At 66.2% G+C, this 22,265-nt stretch carries 22 protein-coding genes; 12 read left to right on the top strand and 10 right to left on the bottom strand.

Annotation, left to right across the window (positions count from 1 at the left end; genetic code table 11):
- Positions 1-89 precede the first annotated feature (89 nt).
- The 9 genes from DPV79_RS33970 to DPV79_RS33930 form a co-directional block, all read right to left on the bottom strand.
- Positions 90-593: a hypothetical protein gene (locus DPV79_RS33970; RefSeq protein ID WP_027788893.1), complete on the bottom strand. Its 504-nt coding sequence runs from the start codon at positions 591-593 to the stop codon at positions 90-92.
- A gap of 541 nt (positions 594-1,134) precedes the next feature.
- Positions 1,135-2,541 carry a branched-chain amino acid transporter BcaP gene (gene bcaP / locus DPV79_RS33965; RefSeq protein ID WP_059586873.1) on the bottom strand — a complete coding sequence of 469 codons (1,407 nt, stop codon included), beginning with the start codon at positions 2,539-2,541 and terminating at the stop codon, positions 1,135-1,137.
- Positions 2,542-2,773: 232 nt separating this feature from the next.
- Positions 2,774-3,430: a response regulator transcription factor RqpR gene (rqpR, locus tag DPV79_RS33960; protein ID WP_021157028.1), complete on the bottom strand. Its 657-nt coding sequence runs from the start codon at positions 3,428-3,430 to the stop codon at positions 2,774-2,776.
- 7 nt (positions 3,431-3,437) lie between these two features.
- Positions 3,438-4,253 (bottom strand): quorum system sensor histidine kinase RqpS, encoded by an 816-nt coding sequence (gene rqpS / locus DPV79_RS33955; RefSeq protein ID WP_042973076.1) that lies wholly within the window; start codon positions 4,251-4,253, stop codon positions 3,438-3,440.
- A 415-nt stretch (positions 4,254-4,668) separates the two neighbouring features.
- Positions 4,669-5,439, bottom strand: coding sequence for a ferredoxin--NADP reductase (locus tag DPV79_RS33950; RefSeq protein WP_027788896.1), 771 nt, complete (start codon positions 5,437-5,439; stop codon positions 4,669-4,671).
- Positions 5,440-5,673: 234 nt separating this feature from the next.
- Positions 5,674-6,321 carry a LysE family translocator gene (locus DPV79_RS33945; RefSeq protein ID WP_113047478.1) on the bottom strand — a complete coding sequence of 216 codons (648 nt, stop codon included), beginning with the start codon at positions 6,319-6,321 and terminating at the stop codon, positions 5,674-5,676.
- Between the two features lie 162 nt (positions 6,322-6,483).
- On the bottom strand, positions 6,484-7,299 hold the full coding sequence (locus tag DPV79_RS33940; protein WP_021163082.1) for an endonuclease/exonuclease/phosphatase family protein: 816 nt from the start codon (positions 7,297-7,299) through the stop codon (positions 6,484-6,486).
- A 5-nt stretch (positions 7,300-7,304) separates the two neighbouring features.
- Entirely contained in the window at positions 7,305-7,793 is a 489-nt protein-coding gene (locus DPV79_RS33935; protein ID WP_048026603.1) for a hypothetical protein, read from the bottom strand.
- Positions 7,794-7,939: 146 nt separating this feature from the next.
- Positions 7,940-8,659, bottom strand: a complete 720-nt coding sequence (locus tag DPV79_RS33930) for a nitroreductase (RefSeq protein ID WP_042977599.1) — start codon at positions 8,657-8,659, stop codon at positions 7,940-7,942.
- A gap of 230 nt (positions 8,660-8,889) precedes the next feature.
- Here DPV79_RS33930 and DPV79_RS33925 point away from each other — a divergent pair, with 230 nt between their 5' ends.
- From DPV79_RS33925 to DPV79_RS33875, 12 genes are all read left to right on the top strand, one after another.
- The gene (locus DPV79_RS33925) at positions 8,890-9,870 is read left to right on the top strand and encodes an AAA family ATPase (protein WP_048026605.1); all 981 of its coding nucleotides are present in this window, start codon (positions 8,890-8,892) and stop codon (positions 9,868-9,870) included.
- A 153-nt stretch (positions 9,871-10,023) separates the two neighbouring features.
- The gene (locus tag DPV79_RS33920) at positions 10,024-11,133 is read left to right on the top strand and encodes an NAD(P)/FAD-dependent oxidoreductase (protein ID WP_113047477.1); all 1,110 of its coding nucleotides are present in this window, start codon (positions 10,024-10,026) and stop codon (positions 11,131-11,133) included.
- 184 nt (positions 11,134-11,317) lie between these two features.
- A complete protein-coding gene (locus DPV79_RS33915) occupies positions 11,318-11,629 on the top strand; it encodes a high-potential iron-sulfur protein (RefSeq protein WP_021163765.1) in 312 nt (103 codons plus the stop codon).
- Positions 11,630-11,820: 191 nt separating this feature from the next.
- Complete coding sequence (locus DPV79_RS33910; protein WP_021163766.1) at positions 11,821-13,128, top strand: MFS transporter; 1,308 nt, start codon at positions 11,821-11,823, stop codon at positions 13,126-13,128.
- Positions 13,129-13,447: 319 nt separating this feature from the next.
- On the top strand, positions 13,448-15,076 hold the full coding sequence (locus DPV79_RS33905; protein WP_021163767.1) for an ABC transporter substrate-binding protein: 1,629 nt from the start codon (positions 13,448-13,450) through the stop codon (positions 15,074-15,076).
- 110 nt (positions 15,077-15,186) lie between these two features.
- Positions 15,187-16,197 carry an ABC transporter permease subunit gene (locus DPV79_RS33900; RefSeq protein WP_011353491.1) on the top strand — a complete coding sequence of 337 codons (1,011 nt, stop codon included), beginning with the start codon at positions 15,187-15,189 and terminating at the stop codon, positions 16,195-16,197.
- Positions 16,198-16,201: 4 nt separating this feature from the next.
- On the top strand, positions 16,202-17,119 hold the full coding sequence (locus DPV79_RS33895; protein ID WP_021163768.1) for an ABC transporter permease subunit: 918 nt from the start codon (positions 16,202-16,204) through the stop codon (positions 17,117-17,119).
- Between the two features lies 1 nt (position 17,120).
- Positions 17,121-18,119: an ABC transporter ATP-binding protein gene (locus DPV79_RS33890; protein ID WP_021163769.1), complete on the top strand. Its 999-nt coding sequence runs from the start codon at positions 17,121-17,123 to the stop codon at positions 18,117-18,119.
- Complete coding sequence (locus DPV79_RS33885) at positions 18,116-19,132, top strand: peptide ABC transporter ATP-binding protein (protein WP_021163770.1); 1,017 nt, start codon at positions 18,116-18,118, stop codon at positions 19,130-19,132. The genes DPV79_RS33890 and DPV79_RS33885 overlap by 4 nt, the downstream gene beginning before the upstream one ends.
- The gene (locus DPV79_RS33880) at positions 19,125-20,270 is read left to right on the top strand and encodes a TraB/GumN family protein (protein WP_113047476.1); all 1,146 of its coding nucleotides are present in this window, start codon (positions 19,125-19,127) and stop codon (positions 20,268-20,270) included. Before DPV79_RS33885 ends, DPV79_RS33880 begins: the two co-directional genes overlap by 8 nt.
- A gap of 99 nt (positions 20,271-20,369) precedes the next feature.
- Positions 20,370-20,624 (top strand): hypothetical protein, encoded by a 255-nt coding sequence (locus DPV79_RS42315; protein WP_124469190.1) that lies wholly within the window; start codon positions 20,370-20,372, stop codon positions 20,622-20,624.
- A 416-nt stretch (positions 20,625-21,040) separates the two neighbouring features.
- The gene (locus DPV79_RS33875; RefSeq protein WP_059812443.1) at positions 21,041-21,721 is read left to right on the top strand and encodes a response regulator transcription factor; all 681 of its coding nucleotides are present in this window, start codon (positions 21,041-21,043) and stop codon (positions 21,719-21,721) included.
- 20 nt (positions 21,722-21,741) lie between these two features.
- On the opposite strand, the gene DPV79_RS33870 is transcribed toward DPV79_RS33875, so the two are convergent.
- Positions 21,742-22,050 carry a hypothetical protein gene (locus DPV79_RS33870; RefSeq protein WP_133295751.1) on the bottom strand — a complete coding sequence of 103 codons (309 nt, stop codon included), beginning with the start codon at positions 22,048-22,050 and terminating at the stop codon, positions 21,742-21,744.
- Positions 22,051-22,265: the final 215 nt, after the last annotated feature.

The following is a 22,265-nucleotide window of genomic DNA, read 5'->3' as shown; positions in this document are numbered from 1 at the left end:
GCGCAGCGGCGGGGAAGGCGAGCGGGACGGCCCGTGCCGGGCCGTCGGCAGGTTGCCGGGCGGACGCATCCGCCCGGCGGGGCGATGCGTCAGAGCGAGCCCAGGTACTGCGTCAGGTTGCGGATGTTGTTGTCATACGCGCTCGGCGAGCCGAGCTCGACGCCGCCGCTGCGCACGTAATACTCGAACGGCACGGAGCGGGTGCCGAAGAACGGCAGGAAATTGTCCGGCTGCAGCGTCGTGCCGTTCAGGCCGATCGCCCAGTTCCGCGACTTGTACAGCTCGAGCTCGCGGATCGTCGCCTGGACCTGGTTCGTCTCCGACGCGCGAATCGCGGCGATGTGCTGCGTCAGCGTCTCGATGTTCGCCTGGTATGCGCTCGGCTCGCCGACCGAGACGCCACGCGCGCGGACGTAGTAGCTGAACGGCAGGTTGCGTTCGGTGAAGAACGTGAGGAAACCATCCGGCGCGAGCGTATCCCCGTTCAGCCCGATCGCCCAGTTCTTGCTTTGATAATCCCTGAGCCCCGCAATCGTCTGGTTGGTCGCGCTGATTTCGACCTTCGCCGTGACGTTGACCAATGTATTGCTCATGACAGACCTCTCTGGTTCTTGTTGAACTTCGGACAGGTGCAGCGACATGCCTCCCCTCGGAGGCAATTCAATACCAGCGACCGGATTATCCGGCTTTAAATGTTGTTAATTAAAAAGATGCTGAAAATTCGTCCGTGAACACGCAATGAATTTCTGTTTGATGGCAATGCGATTCGATGAAGCCGATTGCATCGCGTTGCGCTCATGCTGCGGCAAATTCCCCGTCTGACGCAGGCTGGGCGGGTGTGTGCGGCCGGCCGACCTGAATACTAGTTTGGCGAATGAAGGAGTTCAATGTCGTTTGCGAGATTATTTTCTTCTATTCATATTCAATTCAATTGAATTACATTTTTCATCGATTAATTTGTCGATCCGAATCGAATATACCGGTATTCGAAAAACAGCCGATGAAAACGGGAACTGCCGCGCGAATCGTTGCGGGAAACGCAACGCGGCGGCGTGACGGGCGAGGGAGAGGAGAGGGCGGGGCCGGATGGCGGCCCCGCGGATGCGCACCGTGCCGCGTGCGGCACGGCGGCGCTCAGTGCGCGTCGTGGTGACCGTGCGCGAGCTTCGAGTGGTGACGCGAGTACAGGAAGTAGATCACGAGGCCGATCACGAGCCAGATGCCGAACGCGGCCCACGTGACGGGCTGCAGGTTCAGCATCAGGAACAGGCACGATGCGACCGCGAGGATCGGCACGACCGGCACGCCGGGGCAGCGGAACGCGCGTGGCAGGTCGGGGTGCGTGCGGCGCAGCACGAGCACCGCGATCGACACCATCGAGAACGCCGCGAGCGTGCCGATGTTGATCAGCTCGGCGAGCACGTTGAGCGGCACGAGCGCGGCGATCAGCCCGAAGAACAGGCCGACGAGCCAGGTCGTCAGGAACGGCGTCGCGAAGCGCGGGTGCACGCGCGACAGCGTTGCCGGCAGCAGCCCGTCGCGCGACATCGCGAAGATCACGCGCGTCTGGCCGTAGCTCATCACGAGGATCACGGTCAGCATGCCGAGCACGGCGCCGAGATCGATGAAGCCCGCCACCCACGTCTCGCCGGCGACCTGCAGTGCATACGAGATCGGGTGCGAGATGTTCGCGTACTGCGCCGACGGCACGATGCCGGTCGCGACCGCGGCGACCGTCACGTACAGCACCGCGCACACCGCGAGCGACGCGATGATGCCGATCGGCAAATCGCGTTTCGGATTCTTCACTTCCTCGGCCGCCGACGACACCGCGTCGAAGCCGATGAACGCGAAGAACATCACGGCCGCCGCGCCGAACACGCCGTTCCAGCCGTGCGGCATGAACGGCTTCCAGTTGGCGGGCGTCACATGGAACACGCCGACCGCTATCACGAGCAGCACGACCGACACCTTGATGAACACCATGATGTTGTTGATGCGGGTCGACTCGCGGATGCCGATCGACAGCAGCGTGGTGATCACGATCATCACGAGGAACGCGGGCAGGTTGAACCACGTGACGACACCCGGCACCGCGCCGGGCGCGGCCGTCAGCACGGTGGGCAGCGTCAGCCCGAAGCCCTGCAGCAGCGACTGCAGGTAACCCGACCAGCCGACCGACACGGCCGACGACGCGAGGCCGTATTCGAGCATCAGGTCCCAGCCGATGATCCACGCGACGAGTTCGCCGAGCGTCGCGTACGAGTACGTGTAGATCGAGCCGGCGACGGGGATCGTCGACGCGAATTCCGCGTACGACAGCGCCGCGAGGCCGCATGCGATCGCGGCGATCACGAACGACAGCATCAGCGCGGGGCCGGCCTGCACGGCGCCGGTGCCGGTCAGCACGAAGATGCCGGTGCCGATGATCGCGCCGATGCCGAGGAAGGTGAGGTCGATCGCGCCGAGCGCTTTCTTGAGCCCGGCGGTCTGCGCGCCGGCGATCATGCGATCGACGTTTTTCTTGCGGAAGAGAGACATTGCGGATGAATCGCCAGCGCGCGCGGGCGCGATAGCGCTGACTGAGTGAAAACCCGCAATTTTAGCCGATTTGGCGCGCAAGACTCGCTGCGGCGCAGCGGTGTGCCGCGAAATCGTCCGATAAAACAAGCGCTTGCGCGCCCAAAGGCGGGGCGGCGGACGGCACTCGGCGGCGGCGCGGCATGCGCCGCGTCGCCGGGTCGGGCCAGGTGAGTCGGGCCGGGCGGGGAAATCAGGCGCCGGCCGTGGGCGCCATGTCGACGAGCTGGTTGCTCATCACGTAGAACGTGAGTTCCGCATTGTTCGACAGCCGCATCTTCTCGAGCAGCCGCGACCGGTACACGCTCACCGTCTTCACGGACAGCGACAGCGTGTTCGCGATATCGGTGAGCCGCTTGCCCGACGCGAGCATGCAGAGCGTCTGGTATTCGCGATCGGACAGCTTCTCGTGCGGCAGCGGTTCGTTCTCGAACGACACGTATTCGGCGAGCGCCTCGGCCATCGCGGGGCTCACGTACTTGCGGCCGGCCGCGACCTGCTGGATCGCGCCGATCATCTGCGCGGCGTTGACCGTCTTCGACAGGTAGCCGGCGGCACCGGCCTTCAGCGCGCGCACCGCGTACTGATCCTCGCGGTACATCGAGAACATCAGCACCGGCGTGCGCGGCAGCTTGCGCTTGAGGCGCTTGAGCACTTCGATGCCGTTCGTGTCCGGCAGCGAGATGTCGAGCAGGATCGCGTCGAATTCCTGCTTGTCGACGGCGGCCATGGCGTCGCCGCCGTTCTCGGCCTCGGTGACGTCGCGCGCGACGCCACGGTCGATCAGCAACTGGCGGATCCCTTGCCGGACGATCGCGTGATCGTCCACGAGCAGGATGTTCAGGCTCATGACGACCTCACGAAAGCGACGCGCGGCGGGCCGTGACGGGCACCGCGAGCAGCGAATCCCAGGCGAAGCGCGCGGTGACGCGCGTGCCGTGGCCGGCTTCCGGCGTGGCCGTCTCGAAGCTGCCGCCGAACGCCTCGCAGCGGGCGCGCATGCCGGCGAGACCGTAGCCGCTGCGGCGGCTGCGGGGGAAACCGGTACCATCGTCGGAGATAATCAGTGACAGATGCGTGCCGTCGGTGACGATCCGCACGTCGACCGACGTCGCGCGGGCGTGCTTCGCGACGTTCGACAACGCTTCCTGCGCGACGCGGAACACCGCGAGCGCGCCGGCGCCGGCGACTTGCGTCAGGCGCGCATCGGCCGCGCACACGAAGCTGGTGCGCAGGCCCGTGCGTGCCGCATGGGTGTCGACCCACGACGACAACGCGCCGACCACGCCCGCGTCGAGCGCCGGCGTGTCGCGCTCGTCGATCAGCCGGCGATTCGCGTCGGTTGCGGCGTCGAGCGCCTGCTGCGCCAGCTCCAGCGCGCGCAGGCAACCGTCCGGCGCGTCGGCCGGCAGCCACGTTTGAACGTTTGCGAGCGCGAAACGCGCGGCGGTCAGTTCGGCGCCGAGTCCGTCATGCAACTCACCGGCCAGGTGGCGGCGAGCGGCTTCGTCGGCGGCGAGCAATTGGGCAGACAGCGCTGCGATCCGCGCGGCGGAGGCGCCGCGTTTCGGCGCGGCGTCGGCAATGGGCGGAGTCGCGGCGCAGCCCGGCACGAGCTGTTGCGACGGGAACGGGGCGTGGGCGCCCAAAGGCGCGTTAAGCGACGTATCCATGACTCTCCCTGCTGTCAGAAAGCGGTTCAGACACCGGCTGGCTGCGTGGATCGGCTGCCGTTTCGAAGACGGTCGCCGCCAGAGAATCGCACCCTGCCGAGGTAACAAAAGTTACGTCTTGTAACACTTGCATCCGACCCTTCCACTCTCATCCGAACGGCAACCACGCGCGGCGAATAATATCTCAAAATTTCCGAAAAGGTCATGTCGGGCGGACATTTAAGGGTAAATGTGAATAATCGGAATGAACGTGTTGTAGGAAAAACACTGACACCCGAGCGCCGGACGATGACGTATCCAAATGTAACTATTTGAGATGGGATGATCCCAATTTGTTACGAATTCGCCAAGTAGGGACGAAAAAAAACCGGAGCTTTTGCTCCGGTTCTTGATGACGCGCAAATCTGGGGACTGATCAGTCCACGAATGCGCGTTCGATCACGTAGTGGCCCGGCGCGCTGTTCTTGCCTTCGACGAGGCCGGCCTGCTTCAGCAGGTCGGTCGTGTCCTTCAGCATCGCGGTGCTGCCGCACAGCATCACGCGGTCGTTTTCCGGCGAGAACGGCGGGACGTCGAGATCCGTGAACAGCTTGCCCGTCGCGATCAGGTCGGTGATCCGGCCTTCGTTGTCGAACGCTTCGCGCGTGACCGTCGGGTAGTAGACGAGCTTTTCCTTGATGATGTCGCCGAGGTACTCGTGGCCCGGCAGGTCGTGCTTGATGTAGTCCATGTACGCGAGCTCGCCCTTCAGGCGGCACGTGTGCGTCAGGATCACCTTGTCGAAGCGTTCGTAGATGTCCGGATCGCGGATGATCGACATGAACGGCGCGAGGCCCGTGCCCGTCGACAGCATCCACAGCGTCTTGCCCGGCAGCAGGTTGTCGGCAACCAGCGTGCCCGTCGGCTTCTTGCCGATCAGCACCGTGTCGCCCACCTTCAGGTGCTGCAGGCGCGACGTCAGCGGGCCGTTCTGCACCTTGATGCTGAAGAATTCGAGATGCTCTTCGTAGTTCGGGCTGACGATCGAGTAGGCGCGCGCGAGCGGCTTGCCGTCGACTTCGAGGCCGACCATCGTGAATTCGCCGTTGTTGAAGCGCAGGCTCGCCTCACGGGTGCAGGTGAAGCTGAACAGCGTGTCGGTCCAGTGATGGACGGATTGGACGGTGGCGGTGTCGTATTTGCTCATGGCTTTGAAAACGGACGCGCGTAGCGAACGCGAGTAACGGGCCCAAAAACGGGCAAAAAAACCGAGTGCGACGGCCCGATCGAGGATCGGCCGGCCGGCGCGTCGGACACGCGCCTTCTCGATGACAGACGATTGAGGAACTCGTTATTTTACCCTGTTGGCGCGGATCGCGGGCTTGACCCCCGCGGCTGCGCGGATTTGGCGCAACGAATTATTTCAATCTGCTTTCGGTTTTCAGCGCTCGGCCGCGAGTTTCGCGCCGAGGCCGACGAGCGCCACGCCGCACAGCGCGTCGAGCGGGCGCCGCACGCGCCGGTAGCCGCGCTGCGCGCGCGGGCTCGCGAACAGGTACGCGACGCACGAATACCAGCCGGCCGACAGCGCGCCGATCGTCACCAGCACCGCGCCGTTGAACCACAGCGGCACGTGCGCGGGCAGCATCGCGGCGAACACGCTGGTCCAGAACGCGCACGATTTCGGGTTCGTCAGGCACGTGAACAGGCCGCTGCGATACGCGCGCAGGTAATCGCGCGCGTGCGGCGCGGCCAGCGGTGCGTGTTCGTCGGGCGCATCGGCCGGTGCCGCGTCGCGGCGCACGCCCGCGCGCAGCAGCTTGAAGCCGAAATACACGAGGTACACGGCACCGCCGATCCGGATCGCCTCGTACAGCCATTCGACCTGGTGCAGCACGGCCGCGAGGCCGAGCATCGCGAGCGAGGCCCAGGCGACCGACGCGGTGCCGACGCCGAGCGCCGACGCGGCGCCGAGGCTGCGCCGCCCCGCGAGCGACAGTTGCGAAATCATGAAGAAATTCGGGCCGGGGGTGATCGCGGCGACGAGATAGACGACGGCGATTTGCAGCAGGATCGGCAGGTAGGTCATGGCGGTGCGGCCCGGCGGCGGGCGCGGGAGGAACGGGCAAGCCGTTAATGTAGCGCGCGCCGCGCGGCCGCGCTTTCGCCGGGGGCGACCGGAGGCGTGATCGACTCGCGGTCGCGGTCGTTGTTGCGAGCGTTTTGCGGTCGTTTCGCGGCCGTATAGCCGTTATTGCGGATCGAGGCGCAGGCGCGCGATATACGGCAGGTGGTCCGACAGCCACGCGGCCTCGCCGGACGGCGCGCGCCATTCGAGCGGCGTCAGCCCGCGCACGAACATCTTGTCGAGCGCGAGCGCCGGCGAGAACGCGGGGAACGTGCGGCCCGATTCGCCGAGCAGCGTCGCGACCTCGGACAACCCGATCTCGCCGAACAGCGCGACCGAATCGTTGCGCCAGTCGTTGAAGTCGCCGGCCAGCATCAGCGGGCCGTCGCCCGCGTTGCGCACGATCCAGTGCGCGATCCAGTGCATCTGGCGCAGCCGCGCGGCGCGCGTGAGCGCGAGGTGCGCGCACAGCAGCGTGACCGGTCGCGCGCCCGCGAGCGTTGCCCGCGCGACCAGCAGCCCGCGCCGCTCGAAGCGGTGCGCGGAGATGTCCCAGCGGCCGCCGAGGTCGAGCGGATGCGGCGACAGGATCGCGTTGCCGTGCCGCCACGACGGCTTGAACACGTTCGGCCCGAGCGCGATCTGCCAGTCGAGCGCCTGCGCGATCTCGGTGGCCTGGCAGTGCCACACGTCGTCGACCGCGTCGTCCATCGGCGCGCCGAAGCCGGGCGCGAGCATCGGGCGCGGCATGCGGCGCGCCATCGCTTCCTGCAGGAAATACACGTCGGCGTGCGTCGACTGCATCCAGTTGCGCATCGCGTTCCACGCGGTGAAGCCGAGCGGCGAGCGGCCCTTGTGCAGGTTCCAGCTCACCGCGGTGATTTCGTCGGGCGCGGCGTGCGGTTCGGCGAACGGCAGGGAGAGAGCGTCGGCGGACATGACGCTCAATCCTTCGCGACGTGCGCACGCACGCGGTACACGAGGTGCGGACGCTGCTCGACGAGCGTCCAGTCGGTCCACGCGTCGGCGCCGACCGTCAGGCCCGGGTGGCTTGCGACGATTTGCCGCGGCGACGCGGGTACGCACGGATCGCTGCGCGTCGCGTTTTCGTCGTCGAGCGTTTCCTGCACGTCGAGCGCGAGCGACACGGTGTTCGCGCCGGCATCGACGGTGAGCGGCGCGACCGTCACCGAGCGCGAGCGCTCGGTCGGCACGACGCGCGCGGCATTGCCGCAGCCGACCGGCACGGCGGACGGATAGCGATGGGTATCGGTGCGGGTCTGACCCACGGTGGTGCGCTGCTGGAACGTGTCGATGGTCTGACCGTCGCGTACCACCTGGATCTCCCACGCGACGGAGGCCGGCGCGGGGCTCTGCGCATGGGCGGCGAGCGCGATGCTCGCGAGCAGGACGGCCAGGCCGTGTTTCAGCATGAAACGTCTCCGGGAACGCGCGATAGCGGGGAACGGACGCACATCTTACGCCCGATCGATTTCGGTCGTGATGTGACAGGACGCGTCGCGACAGGTTCGCCGCACGATGCGGTCCTGTTCGAAAGGTAGGGCCGCGTCATGCGTTTTCAACCGAAAAAACGCGCGAACTCCGCGACGCTCGCGCGCTCGGTGACGAGGCGGTTCTCGATCGCGTCGGGGTCCGCATGGCCGAGCGACATGCCGCAGACCAACTGTTCGTTGGCGGGAATGCCGAGGTGTTCGGCGATGATCCGGTGAAACGGCACGAACGCGGCCTGCGGGCAGGTATCGAGCCCGCGTGCGCGCGCGGCCGTCATCACGCCTTGCAGGAACATCCCGCAGTCGAGCCATGCACCGTGTGTCATCACGCGGTCGAGTGTGAAGAACAGCGCGACCGGCGCATCGAAGAAGCGGAAGTTGCGCGCGTGCTGCGCATGCATGCGCGCCTTGTCGTCGCGGCCGATGTTCAACAGGCCGTACAGGTCCCAGCCGACCTTGCGGCGCCGGTCGATATACGGCGACACCCATTCGCGCGGGTAGTAGTCGTACTCGGCGACGTATTTCTCGTCGCGCGCGGGATCGTCGTGGGCCGCGGTGAGCGCGGCGGCGAGCGCGTCGCGCGTGGCGCCCGTCGCGACGTACACGCGCCACGGCTGGATGTTGGTGCCCGACGGCGCGCGGCTCGCGGCTTCGAGGATCGCCTCGAGCGTGTCGCGCGGCACGGGCGTCGGCAGGAACGCGCGGATCGCACGGCGCGACGTGAGCGCCGCGTCGACGGCGCCGGTCGCATCGGCATCGACGCGCGGGAAAGCAGTGGGGACGGACATCGGCATACCTTCGGGGCGAGATCCGACGCGCCGCGGGGGGCGCGGTCGGCCGGGCCGGTGCGGCGGGTGGGTGAACCGACGATCATACGCCGCGGTGCGCTGGCGTGCAGCGCGCGCGGGTGTTAGCAGCACACGCGCGTGGCTGCTTGCTTGCGCGGGAATACGGGATCGCTACACTGAAATCGTAAGGGTCTGATGATCGTGTGACAGCAAGCGGCAGCGAGGTTGGTATGACGACGGCGATGGTGAAACAGGAACTGGCGGTGGCGTCCTTCAGCACGGTGTACGACCTCGAGCAGGTCGAGACGGCGCTGAGCGACCTGAACGAGAGCGCGAGCGACGCACTGCGCGCCACCTACGAGAAGATGCTCAAGACGGGCAATCTGCGCTTTTGCGTGAAGCCGAACCGGATGCCGTCGTTCGACGCGCTCGGCGAGGCATTGCCCAATTTCGCCGAGCCGCTCGACGACGTGCGCAAGCAGATCGCGCTGTGTCTCGAAACGGACGACCGGCTCGAACTGATGCCGATCCTGCTGCTCGGGCCCCCGGGCATCGGCAAGACGCATTTCGCGAAGGCGCTCGCGCAGCTGCTCGGCACCGCGTACCACTACGTGCCGATGAGTTCGCTGACGGCCGGATGGATCCTGTCGGGGGCGTCGTCGCAATGGAAGAACGCGAAGCCCGGCAAGGTGTTCGATGCGCTCGTGAACGGCAGCTACGCGAACCCGGTGATCACGGTCGACGAGATCGACAAGGCCGGCAGCGACGCGCAATACGATCCGCTCGGCGCGCTGTACGCGTTGCTCGAGCACGACACCGCGCGCGCGTTCATCGACGAATTCGCGGAAGTGCCGATCGATGCGGGCAACGTGATCTGGATCGCGACCGCGAACGATGCGCATGCGATCCCGGAGCCGCTGCTCAACCGGATGAACGTGTACGAGATCGAGCCGCCCGATGCGGCCGGCGCGCGCCGGATCGCGCAGACGATCTACGACGAGATCCGCACGTCGCATGCGTGGGGGCGGCGCTTCCCGGAGACCCTGGGCGACGACGCGCTCGACGTGCTGGCCGCGACACCGCCGCGCACGATGCGCCGCGCGCTGCTGCATGCATTCGGCGCCGCCCGGCTCGACGGGCGCGACGCGATCGGGCCGCGCGACATCCGGGCCGACGAGGGCGCCGCGAAGCGCCGGCCGATCGGCTTCTGAACCGGCGGCGCGGGCACGGCGGCGGCATGCGCGTGCCGCGCCGTACGGCGTGCACCGTGTCGCCGCGACGCGGTGCGCGACCTTCGGCAAGCGGGAGAACCGGGACGTACAATTCTCTTCTCTCCCCTCGACGCGCTAGCGGCGCGAAACGTCATGGAGCAGATGGATTGTGTCGTGATCGGCGCGGGCGTCGTCGGTCTTGCGATTGCGCGCGAACTGGCCGCGCGCGGGCGTGAAACGCTCGTGCTCGAGGCCGCCGATGCGATCGGCACGGGTATGAGCTCGCGCAACAGCGAAGTGATCCATGCGGGGCTCTACTATCCGCGCGGGTCGCTGAAGGCGACGTCGTGCGTGCACGGGCGCGACCTGCTGTACGAATTCTGCGAGACGCATCACGTGCCGCACCGGCGCACCGGCAAGCTGCTCGTCGCCACCAGCGTCGCGCAGGTGAAGCAGTTGAAGGCGATCGCCGCGCGCGCGGCCGAGAACGGCGTGCTCGACCTGATGCCGCTCACGCGTGCCGAGGCGCAGACGCTCGAGCCCGCGCTCGAATGCGTCGAGGCGCTGTTCTCGCCGTCCACCGGCATCGTCGACAGCCACCAGCTGATGCTCGCGCTGCTCGGCGACGCCGAGCGCGACGGTGCCGTGTGCGCGCTGAAATCCCCGGTCGAATCGATCGACGTGCTGCGCGGCGGGCGCTTCGTCGTGCGCACGGGCGGCGACGCGCCCGCCGAGATCGAGGCCGCGTGCGTGATCAACAGCGCGGGCCTCGGCGCGCAGGCGCTGGCGCGCCGCACGCGCGGCCTCGACCCGCGCTGGGTGCCGCCGCTCTATCTCGCGCGCGGCAATTACTTCAGCCTGTCGGGCCGCGCGCCGTTCTCGCACCTGATCTACCCGATGCCCGATCGCGCGGGGCTCGGCGTGCACCTGACGCTCGATCTCGGTGGGCAGGCGCGTTTCGGCCCGGATGTCGAGTGGTGCGATTCGCTGCGCTACGAAGTCGATCCGGCGCGTGCAACCGCGTTTTACGCGTCGATCCGCGCGTTCTGGCCGGGCTTGCCCGACGACGCGCTGCAGCCGGCCTACGCGGGCATCCGGCCGAAGCTCGCGGGGCCCGGCGAGCCGCCGGCCGATTTCATCGTGCAGGGCGCCGCGCAGCATGGCGTGCGCGGGCTCGTGAACCTGTTCGGCATCGAGTCGCCGGGGCTCACCGCGTCGCTCGCGCTCGCGCAGCGCGTGGGCGACATGGCCGCTTACCGCTGATGTGGCGGGTGTGTAGCGGATATGTAGCGGGCACGTGTCGGCCAGGTTGCGGCCACATGGCTAGCCGTGTGAAATTCCTTATCTCTGGAATTTCGGCGCGCACATTTATCGGCTTGAGCGTTATTCTGTCGAACGGCTGTCGCCAGAACAGCTTTCAAACCGATAACGTTGGAGCGAGTCCCCCATGAAAACATCCCGTCGGAGTTTCCTGATTACGAGCATTGGTGCCGTGTCCGCGCTGGCGCTGTCGCGCGAAGCGCTGGCCGATGCACCGATGCTGTCGGAAACCGATCCGACCGCCGTGGCGCTCGGCTACAAGGCCGATGCCACGAAGGTCGACAAGACGAAGTACCCGAAATACGCAGCGGGCCAGGATTGCGCGGCCTGCATGCTGTACCAGGGCAAGAAGGGCTCGGCCTCGGGCCCGTGCGGCGCCTTCCCCGGCAAGCAGGTGTCGGCGAAGGGCTGGTGCAGCGCCTTCTCGAAGATGGGTTGAGGCCCGTGCGGCATCGTGCGATGCCGCATTGTGGCGAAAACCGCAAAACGCCCGCCGTCGAACGATGGCGGGCGTTTTTTATTGCTTGAAAACGGTTCCGTCGCTTTCTACACTCGCTGCAAACCAGCGCGCCGCGGGCACCCCGCGCACCGCGCCGCCCGACACGGCGTACTGACGAGGACGAGGCACGCATGGCGACGATTGCGAATTCAACGAAAACGATCCGGCCCGAGCGTGCGCTGAACCGCCGCGCGGTGTTCGCCGCCGTGATCGGCAACGCGCTCGAGTGGTACGACTTCACGGTGTTCGGCTTCATGACGGTCGTGATCGCCGAGCTGTTCTTCCCGACCTCCAGCGAATATTCGTCGCTGCTGCTGACAACGGCGACGTTCGGCGTCGCGTTCTTCATGCGCCCGATCGGCGGCATCGTGTTCGGGCTGTACGCGGATCGCGCCGGCCGCAAGGCCGCGCTGTCCCTCGTGATCCTGTTGATGACGGGCGGCATCTTCCTGCTCGCGGTCGCGCCGCCCTACGCGGCGATCGGCATCGGCGGGCCGATCCTGATCGTGCTGGGCCGCCTGCTGCAGGGTTTCTCCGCGGGCGGCGAATTCGGCAGCGCGACGGCGCTGCTGATCGAGGCCGCGCCGTTCTCGAAACGCGGCTTCTACGGCAGCTGGCAGATGGCGAGCCAGGCGGCCGCGCTGCTGATCGGCGCGCTCGTCGGCGCGGCCGTCACGCGCGGGCTGTCGCACGATGCACTGCGCAGCTGGGGCTGGCGCGTGCCGTTCATCCTCGGGCTCGTGATCGGCCCGATCGGCTTCTACATCCGCCGCCATCTCGCCGATTCCGAAGCGTTCCTGCATGCGCAGCAGAACGCGCGCCGCGCGACGCTCGGCGAAGTGTTCACGCGCCACCCGCGCGAGGTGCTGTGCGGGCTCGGCTCGGTGATCGCGCTGACGGTGACGATCTACGTGCTGATCAGCTATCTGCCGACCTTCGCGGTGAAGCAGCTGAAGCTGCCCTACGCGGAATCGTTCTACGCGGTGATCGCCGGCAACCTGCTGCTGATGGTGCTGTCGCCGGTCGCGGGCGCGTGGTCGGACCGCATCGGCCGCAAGGGGCTGTCGCTGTGGTCGCTGGTGCTGACGCTCGCGCTGATGTATCCGCTGTTCGCGTGGCTCGACGCGGCGCCGAGCATCGCGCGGCTGATCGCGGTGCAGGTCGTGTTGTCGATCACGCTCGCGGGCTACTACGGGCCGTTCGGCGCGATGATCGCCGAACTGTTCCCGGCCAACGTGCGCTCGACCGGGCTGTCGATCGCGTACAACGTCGCGGTGATGCTGTTCGGCGGTTTCGGGCAGTTCATCGTCACGTGGCTGATCAAGGTCACGGGCACGCCGCTCGCGCCGACTTACTACGTGATGGCGGGAATCGCGCTGTCGATCGTCGCGGTCGCGTTCGTGCCCGCGCGCAGCGCCGATCTCGACGCACCCGCGTGACGACATGACGATTTGAAGACGATTATCGGATCGTTTCGCAAAACGCAATGATGTGCTGCGGAACACGCGGAAACGGCGCATCGAGCCTTCGTGTTCGCGCCCGAATTGTTTAGTCGTCGAACGAAACTTGCGCGAGATGAACGGAATTGTCGCTCGCGCGCGTTTTCGCATTTTTTACCCCCACTAAACATCGGCACAAACCCGCGCGGGCATGTAGAGGAGTTTTTTCTCCAGCTTGTTGCCACATCGTTAGCTCAAGTAATATCCGCGTACGCCGGCCCCTGGCGGGCCGGTTCCGACCTGGAGACCTGGAGGAAACATGGAATACAACCGTCTGTTGCACACCCTGCGTGTTACCGCCATTGCAGGCGTGGCAGCGGCATCGCTCGGCGTCGCGGGTTCTGCATTCGCACAGATTCCGAACAAAACGCTCGTCTACTGCTCAGAAGGCAGCCCGGCGGGTTTCGATTCCGCGCAATTCACGACCGGCGTCGATTTCACCGCCGCCACGTTCACCGTCTACAACCGCCTCGTCGAATTCGAGCGCGGCGGCACGAAGGTCGAGCCGGGCCTCGCCGAGAAATGGGACGTATCGTCCGACGGCAAGGTGTACACGTTCCACCTGCGCCACGGCGTGAAGTTCCACACGACCGACTTCTTCAAGCCGACGCGTGAATTCAACGCGGACGACGTGCTGTTCACGTTCCAGCGCATGCTCGACCCGAACCAGGCGTTCCGCAAGGCGTACCCGGTGTCGTTCCCGTACTTCACCGACATGGGCCTCGACAAGCTGATCACGAAGGTCGAGAAGGTCGATCCGTACACCGTGAAGTTCACGCTGGCCGAGCCGAATGCGCCGTTCATCCAGAACATGGCGATGGAATTCGCGTCGATCCTGTCGGCCGAATACGGCGACCAGCTGATGAAGGCCGGCAAGGCCGCCGACATCAACCAGAAGCCGGTCGGCACGGGCCCGTTCATCTTCCGCAGCTACACGAAGGATGCGACGATCCGGTTCGACGGCAATCCTGATTACTGGAAGAAGGGCGAAGTGAAGATCTCGAAGCTGATCTTCTCGATCACGCCCGACCCGGGCGTGCGCGTGCAGAAGATCAAGCGCAACGAATGCCAGGTGATGAGCTATCCGCGTCCGGCCGACATCGCGACGCTGAAGGCCGATTCGGGTGTCGACATGCCGTCGCAGGCAGGCTTCAACCTCGGCTACCTCGCGTACAACGTCGAGCACAAGCCGGTCGACAAGCTCGAGGTGCGTCAGGCGCTCGACATGGCGATCAACAAGAAGGCGATCCTCGAATCCGTCTACCAGGGCGCCGGCCAGGCGGCTTCCGCGCCGATGCCGCCGACCCAATGGTCGTACGACAAGAACCTGAAGATGGCCGCGTACGACACCGCGAAGGCGAAGGCGCTGCTGGCGAAGGCCGGTTATGCGAACGGCTTCGAGATCACGCTGTGGGCGATGCCCGTGCAGCGCGCGTACAACCCGAACGCCCGCCTGATGGCCGAGATGATCCAGGCCGACTGGGCGAAGATCGGCGTGAAGGCGAAGATCGTCACGTACGAGTGGGGCGAGTACATCAAGCGCGCGCACTCGGGCGAGCAGGACACGATGCTGATCGGCTGGACGGGCGACAACGGCGACCCGGACAACTGGCTCGGCACGCTGCTCGGCTGCGAAGCGATCAAGGGCAACAACTTCTCGCACTGGTGCTACAAGCCGTTCGACGAGCTGGTCCAGAAGGGCCGCACGACGACGGGCCAGGACGCGCGGACGAAGCTCTACACGCAGGCCCAGCAGATCTTCGCGCAACAGCTGCCGTTCTCGCCGATCGCGAACTCGACGGTCTACCAGCCGGTGCGCAAGAACGTGGTCGACATGCGTATCGAGCCGCTCGGCTATGCTCGTTTCGACGGTGTTGGCGTGAAGTAATACGCCTGTCGTAAGCTGTCGCGAAGACCGGCTAATTCATCCGGCGGCGGGAGGCCAAAAGCTTCCCGTCGCCGGTCGCACATTTCCCACAAGAAAATACGAGACGCATCATGTTCACATTCGTGTTGCGCCGCGTGGGGATGGTGATCCCGACCTTCATCGGCATCACCATCCTGGCGTTTGCGCTGATTCACCTGATACCGGGCGACCCCATCGAAGTGATGATGGGCGAGCGCGGCGTCGATCCCGCGATGCATGCGGAGGCGATGAAACGCCTCGGGCTCGACCAGCCGCTGCCCATGCAGTACCTCCACTACATCGGCCGGGCGCTGCATGGCGACCTCGGCACGTCGATCATCACCAACACGAGCGTCGCGGGCGAGTTCTTCGCGCGCTTCCCGGCGACCGTCGAACTGTCGCTGTGCGCGCTCGTGTTCGCGCTCGCGGTCGGCCTGCCGGCCGGCGTGATCGCCGCGCTGCGGCGCGGCTCGGTCGTCGATCACGGCGTGATGGGCACCGCGCTCACCGGCTACTCGATGCCGATCTTCTGGTGGGGGCTGATCCTCATCATGGTGTTTTCGTCATACCTCGGCTGGACGCCCGTGTCGGGGCGCATCGCCGTCGAATACGACTTCCCGCATCCGACGGGCTTCATGCTGATCGACGCGCTGCTCGCGCCGGACGAAGGCTCGTTCAAGTCGGCGGTCAGCCACCTGATCCTGCCCGCGATCGTGCTCGGCACGATCCCGCTCGCGGTGATCGCACGCATGACGCGCTCGTCGATGCTCGAAGTGCTGCGCGAGGACTACATCCGCACCGCACGCGCGAAGGGGCTGTCGCCCGCGCGCGTGGTCGTCGTGCATGCGCTGCGCAATGCGCTGATCCCGGTCGTCACCGTGATCGGCCTGCAGATCGGCACGCTGCTCGCGGGCGCCGTGCTGACCGAGACGCTCTTTTCGTGGCCCGGTGTCGGCAAGTGGCTGATCGATGCGATCGGCCGTCGCGACTATCCGGTCGTCCAGGGCGGCATCCTGCTGATCGCGACGCTCGTGATCGTCGTGAACCTGGTCGTCGACCTGCTGTACGGCGTGCTGAATCCGCGCATCCGCCACACGAGGTAATTCCATGAGCAATCTGCAAAACACCTTGCCGAGCGAATCCGCGCCGGCCGGCGGCCGTGCGCTCGCGCTGCGCGAGTTCTGGGCCAACTTCTCGCGCAACCGCGGCGCCGTCGGCGCCGGGATCGTCGTGATCGTGCTGATCCTGGTCGCGCTGCTCGCACCGCTGCTCGCGCCGCACAGCCCGGTCGAGCAATACCGCGACTACGTGAAGATTCCGCCCGCGTGGCTCGCGGGCGGCAACTGGCAATTCATCCTCGGCACCGACGAAGCGGGCCGCGACATCCTGTCGCGCCTGATGTTCGGCGCGCGGATGTCGTTCTGGATCGGCTTCGTGTCGGTCGTGCTCGCGCTGATCCCCGGCATCGTGCTCGGGCTCGTCGCCGCGTTCTTCCAGAAATGGGCCGACACGCCCGTGATGCGCATCATGGACGTGCTGCTCGCGCTGCCGTCGCTGCTGCTCGCGGTCGCGGTCGTCGCGATCATCGGCCCGGGCCTCACCAACACGATGTTCGCGATCGCGATCGTCGCGCTGCCGGCCTATGTGCGTCTCACGCGTGCGTCGGCGCTCGGCGAGCTGCAGAAGGAGTACGTGACGGCGTCGCGCGTGGCCGGTGCCGGCACGCTGCGCCTGATGTTCTCGCAGGTGCTGCCGAACTGCACGGCGCCGCTGATCGTGCAGGCGACGCTCGGCTTCTCGTCGGCGATCCTCGACGCGGCCGCGCTCGGCTTCCTCGGCCTCGGCGTGCAGCCGCCGACCGCCGAGTGGGGCGCAATGCTCGCTTCTGCGCGCGACTACATCGACAACGCATGGTGGATCGTGACGATGCCCGGCCTGTCGATCCTGATTTCGGTGCTCGCGATCAACCTGCTCGGCGACGGGCTGCGCGACGCGCTCGATCCCAAACTGAAGCGGATGGCATGACATGAGCGAGAACCTACTGACCATCCGCAATCTCGCGGTGAACTTCAACGGCCTGCCCGCCGTCGACCGGATCAACCTGTCGATCGCGCCGGGCGAGGTGGTGGGCGTTGTCGGCGAATCGGGCTCGGGCAAGAGCGTGACGATGATGGCGCTGATGGGCCTGATCGACGCACCAGGCAAGGTGACGGCCGACGAGGTCACGTTCAACGGCGTGGACCTGCTGAAGGCATCGCCGAAAGCGCGCCGCAAGATCGTCGGCAAGGACATCGCGATGGTGTTCCAGGATGCGCTGACGAGCCTGAACCCGAGCTACACCGTCGGTTACCAGATCAAGGAAGTGCTGAAGCTGCACGAAGGGCTGCGCGGCGACGCGCTGCACCGGCGCGCGCTCGAACTGCTCGACCAGGTCGGCATTCCCGATGCGAAGAACCGCATCGCGTCGTTCCCGCACCAGATGTCGGGCGGGATGAACCAGCGCGTGATGATCGCGATGGCCGTCGCGTGCAACCCGAAGCTGCTGATCGCCGACGAGCCGACCACCGCGCTCGACGTGACGATCCAGGCGCAGATCATGGACCTGCTCGTCAAGCTGCAGAAGGAGCGCGGGATGGCGCTCGTGCTGATCTCGCACGACCTGGCCGTGGTGTCGGAAGTCGCGCAGCGTGTCGCGGTGATGTATGCGGGCGAGGTCATCGAGACCAATCGCGTGCCCGACATCTTCCGCGCGCCGCATCATCCGTACACCGAAGCGCTGCTCGCCGCGATTCCCGAGCACAATAAGGGGGCGCGTCGCCTTGCCGCATTGCCGGGCATGGTGCCGGGCCGCGATGATCGCCCGTCCGGGTGCCTGTTCGCGCCGCGCTGCAAGTACGTCGTCGACGATTGCCGCAAGGCGCGGCCGGCGCTCGATACGCTGGTGCCGGCCAACGATGCGATGCGTGCGCGTTGCATCAAGCCGCTCAATGTTTCCAACCTCGACCTGACGGGAGGTGCACGATGAATGCAGTCAATCAGACGCGTGCCACGCCGCACGACGAGGAAGCCGTGCTCGTGGCCGACGGCCTCGCGAAACACTATTCGGTGAAACGCGGGATGTTCGGGCAGGGTACGGTGAAGGCGTTGAACGGCGTGTCGTTCTCGCTGAAGCGCGGCAAGACGCTCGCCGTCGTCGGCGAATCGGGCTGCGGAAAATCCACGCTCGCGCGCCAGCTCACGATGATCGAGACGCCCACCGCGGGCCACCTGACGATCGACGGCAAGGACGTCGCCGGCGCGAACCGCGAGACGGTCGCCGACCTGCGCCGCCGCGTGCAGATGGTGTTCCAGAACCCGTTCGCGTCGCTGAACCCGCGCAAGACCGTCGAGCAGACGCTTTCCGAGCCGCTCGAGATCAACGCGAACCTGACGGCCGCCGAACGCGCGCAGCGCATCGCGCAGATCATGCGCACGGTCGGCCTGCGGCCCGAACACGCGAAGCGCTATCCGCACATGTTCTCGGGCGGCCAGCGCCAGCGTGTCGCGATCGCGCGCGCGATGATCCTCGATCCGCGCATCGTCGTCGCCGACGAGCCGGTGTCCGCGCTCGACGTGTCGATCCAGGCGCAGATCCTGAACCTGTTCATGGATCTGCAGGAGCAGTTCAAGACGAGCTACGTGTTCATCTCGCACAACCTGTCGGTGGTCGAGCACGTCGCGGACGACGTGATGGTGATGTACTTCGGCAGCGTCGCGGAGCTCGGCGACAAGGCGACGATCTACGCGCGGCCGCGCCATCCGTACACGCGCGCGCTGATGTCGGCGACGCCGGCGATCTTCGAGGAAGACCGCCGCGTGCAGATCAAGCTGCAGGGTGAACTGCCGTCGCCGCTCAATCCGCCGTCGGGCTGCGCGTTCCACCAGCGTTGCCCGTATGCGGTCGAGCGCTGCCGTGCGGAGGAGCCGCAGCTGCGCGAGGTCGACGGCCGGCGCGTGGCCTGCCATCGGGCCGAGGAGGTAGGGGAGGCGAATGCCTGAAGTGATGGCGGCGCGCGCGTCCGGCGTGCGCCGTGCGGGGGCAAGCGGCGCGCGCGTGATGCGCGCGTACCGCTACGCGCGGCGCTGGGGCGTGCGTACCGTCACGGGCGCGGCGCTGGCCGGCGCGTGCGTGGCGGCCAGCCTCGTGGTTCCCGTCGAATCCGCGCGCGCCGAAGGGCGCGCGCCGGCCACTTCACCGATCCATCCGTCGCAAGTCCCGCCGCCCGGCATGAGCCTGCCGGGCTTTCATGCACCCGCCGCGTCGAACGGCACGGTCGCGAGCGGCGCGGTGCGCGTGCAGCCCGCGCGCATGCCGTTCTACGTCGCGACCAAGGGGCGTGTCACGCTCTACGTGCTCGGCACGCTGCACACGGGCGACCCGTCCGATTACCCGAGCGCGCAGCCGTTCCGGCCGCGCATTCTCGCGGCGCTCGCCGCGTCGCCGACGCTCGCGCTCGAACTGTCGCCCGACGACCTGCTCGAATCGCAGGACGACGTGTCGAAGTACGGCGTATGCCGCTATCCGTGCCTGCAGCGCCTGCTGCCGGAGCCGCTGTGGCAGCGGCTCGCGGCGCGCCTGCGCGGCAACCCGGCCGCGCTCGCCGAGATCCGCAAGATGCGGCCGTGGCTCGCGGCGCTCGTCGTCGAGACCTACGATTCGCTGTCGGCCGGCCTGCAGACCGAATACGGCACCGAGGCGCAGTTGCAGAATGTGTTCCTGAAGAAGAAGGGCGGCCGCGTGATCGGGCTCGAGACGCTCGCCGAACAGATGCGCGCGTTCACCGGGCTGACGCTCGCCGAGCAGCGCGAGATGCTCGCGCAGGACATGGTGCAGACGCCCGCGCAGAACGCCGACGACATCAAGGCGCTGCATCGACTGTGGCGAATTGGCGACGCCGATGCGATCTCGGCGTGGGCCGTCGCGAAGAGCGAACGGCTCGCGCGTTCGAAGGTGTTGTCGGCGTCGATCGACAACAAGATCGTGTACGAGCGCAACCGCCGCTTTGTTGCACGGATGACGGCAATCGCCGCACCGAACCGGCCGCTGTTCGTCGCGATCGGCGCGCTGCATCTGGGTGGCCCGCGCGGCGTGCTCGAATTGTTGCGCCAGCAAGGATACCGGGTCGACGCGAACTGATCGCGCCCGACGGCCCGCACCGATCTTCCCCTGTTTGATTGGCCTCGCGCACCCGCGGCGAAACGCGTGCGCGTAGGCGGCAATCGATAAGGAAAACCCTTGAATCGTCGGAAAATAGCGTTTAAAACGATTGACATCCCGTTCCGCCAATATCTATTCTTCACCCCACAAGTTGAAAAAATGAAAAGAATAGATAAGTTCTACGGGGTAGCAGAAATAAGCGCGGGGTTAGCGTTGCCGGCACGTGAAGCACGTGCCGGCCGCGGAGTGTCTGCATGCACGGCGGGGCCAATCATCGTCGGACAAAACATGCATGCAGGCCGACTTGCAGATAAGCAACGTTCCGTCGTCTGACCGGGGAATGCAGTGATCGGGCGGCGGCGGACGTTTTTTAATCCGGAAGATTTTTCCGGTCACCGTCGAAAGACGGTTTCGGGGGGCGAATCGACAGACGGCGAAGCCGCAGCGATTGCGCCAACGGAAAAGCGCCACGAGGGCGCTTTTTTCTTTTGTGCCGCCGATCCGTTCCGATCGTGATCGCGTGCGTCCTGATGCGCTGCTGCGCATCGCCCCCTCGCTTGCCGGACACGCCGGCATGATCCATACACCGCCTGCTGGCGCATCTGTTCCATCGTCGAATCGCGCCCTGCACGCGCATCGGGCGTGCACTACGCTCCACGGATTGGCGGATTGGACGGTATGCGATTGTTTCGAGATGCCCGCGATGGCACCGTCGACGTTCTGCCTCAGGTGCGAACAGGAGTGGACGGATGCAACGAGAAGGACGCGAGCGCCTGCCGGTGCTGGTGGTCGATGGGCACCCGATCGTCGCGGATGCGATCGGCGGGGTGCTCGTTGACCTCGACAGCCGGCTCGACGTTACGGTTTGTCACAGTGCAGTCGGTGCGATCGACGCTTTTCGTCGGGTGCCCACGTGGTTCCGGATTCTTGTGGATCTCGAGATGCCCCGCGGCGGGCTGGCGCTGGCACGACAGTTTCATGCGTCGGGTATTGCCGATCGATGCGCGATCGTCACGGCCGGCGCGCGGCCGTCGTGGATCGCCGAGGCGAAGCGCCTCGGCATGATCGCGTACGTCGTCAAGGATGCACCGCTCGGCGTGTTCTCCGGCGCATTGCAGTCGATACTCGACGGGCGCCCTGCGTTTCCGGAAATCGCGGCGGGCATGCGGTTGACGGCGCGCCAGCAGGATGTGCTGCAGTTGCTTTGCGCGGGGTATTCGACGAAGGAAATCGCGGTGATGCTGAGTCTGGCCATCGGCACGGTCGACAATCACATTGCGAGCGCGATGCGGATACTGGGTGTGAGGAATCGCACACACGCCATTACGCGGGCACTCGCGCTCGGGATGATCGATGCGTGCGAAGGTGAGGGATGGGAGAGCGGATCGGGCGAGCCGGTTGCCCGCAAGCGTGGCGCGATGTCGGCGTGAACGAGCATGTTGATCCGCTGTCAGCGTCGTCGCGGCCGGCTGAGAACTATTTCGAGCAAGAGCGAATACACGAGGAATACGACGGCCCCTGCGCTCCATTTGAACAGTTCCCATGTGCCCAGCAGGTACAGCGCTAGTGCGGACAGTGTGGAAAATATGAGACCTCTGACTGCTCCGCCAGCCAGGGTGCCGATCCACCCACCTCCCAGACGAGGAGCAAGAGGACCGAGAAAGATGCCGTACCGGGCAAATTTTCTGAGCGTTTCGGCGAGGGTTTTGTTTTTCATTGATTGACGGGCCGCATGATCGATTCGGACGATCTCGTCCAACGGACATCGTTTCGGTGGTGTCGCACAAACAGGGTCGATCAGCCGGCGCGTGTCGCGGCTAGTGGCGATGGGCCCAACGGCAGACTACTTCGCTTCCCAGCATGGCAAGAAACGTGAGCGCTGTGGATGCGATCCAGGACATAGGGGTTCCGATGTCGCTGAAGCAAAGAACGACAGCATTGACGATTGCGAACAGCGCCGTTTTCGCGGCGGCG

The sequence above is a fragment of the Burkholderia reimsis genome (genome assembly GCF_003294055.1).
In the GTDB taxonomy this organism is placed as follows: domain Bacteria; phylum Pseudomonadota; class Gammaproteobacteria; order Burkholderiales; family Burkholderiaceae; genus Burkholderia; species Burkholderia cepacia.
Note: the sequence above shows the minus strand (reverse complement) of the source record. Positions and strands in the feature narration are given on the sequence as shown.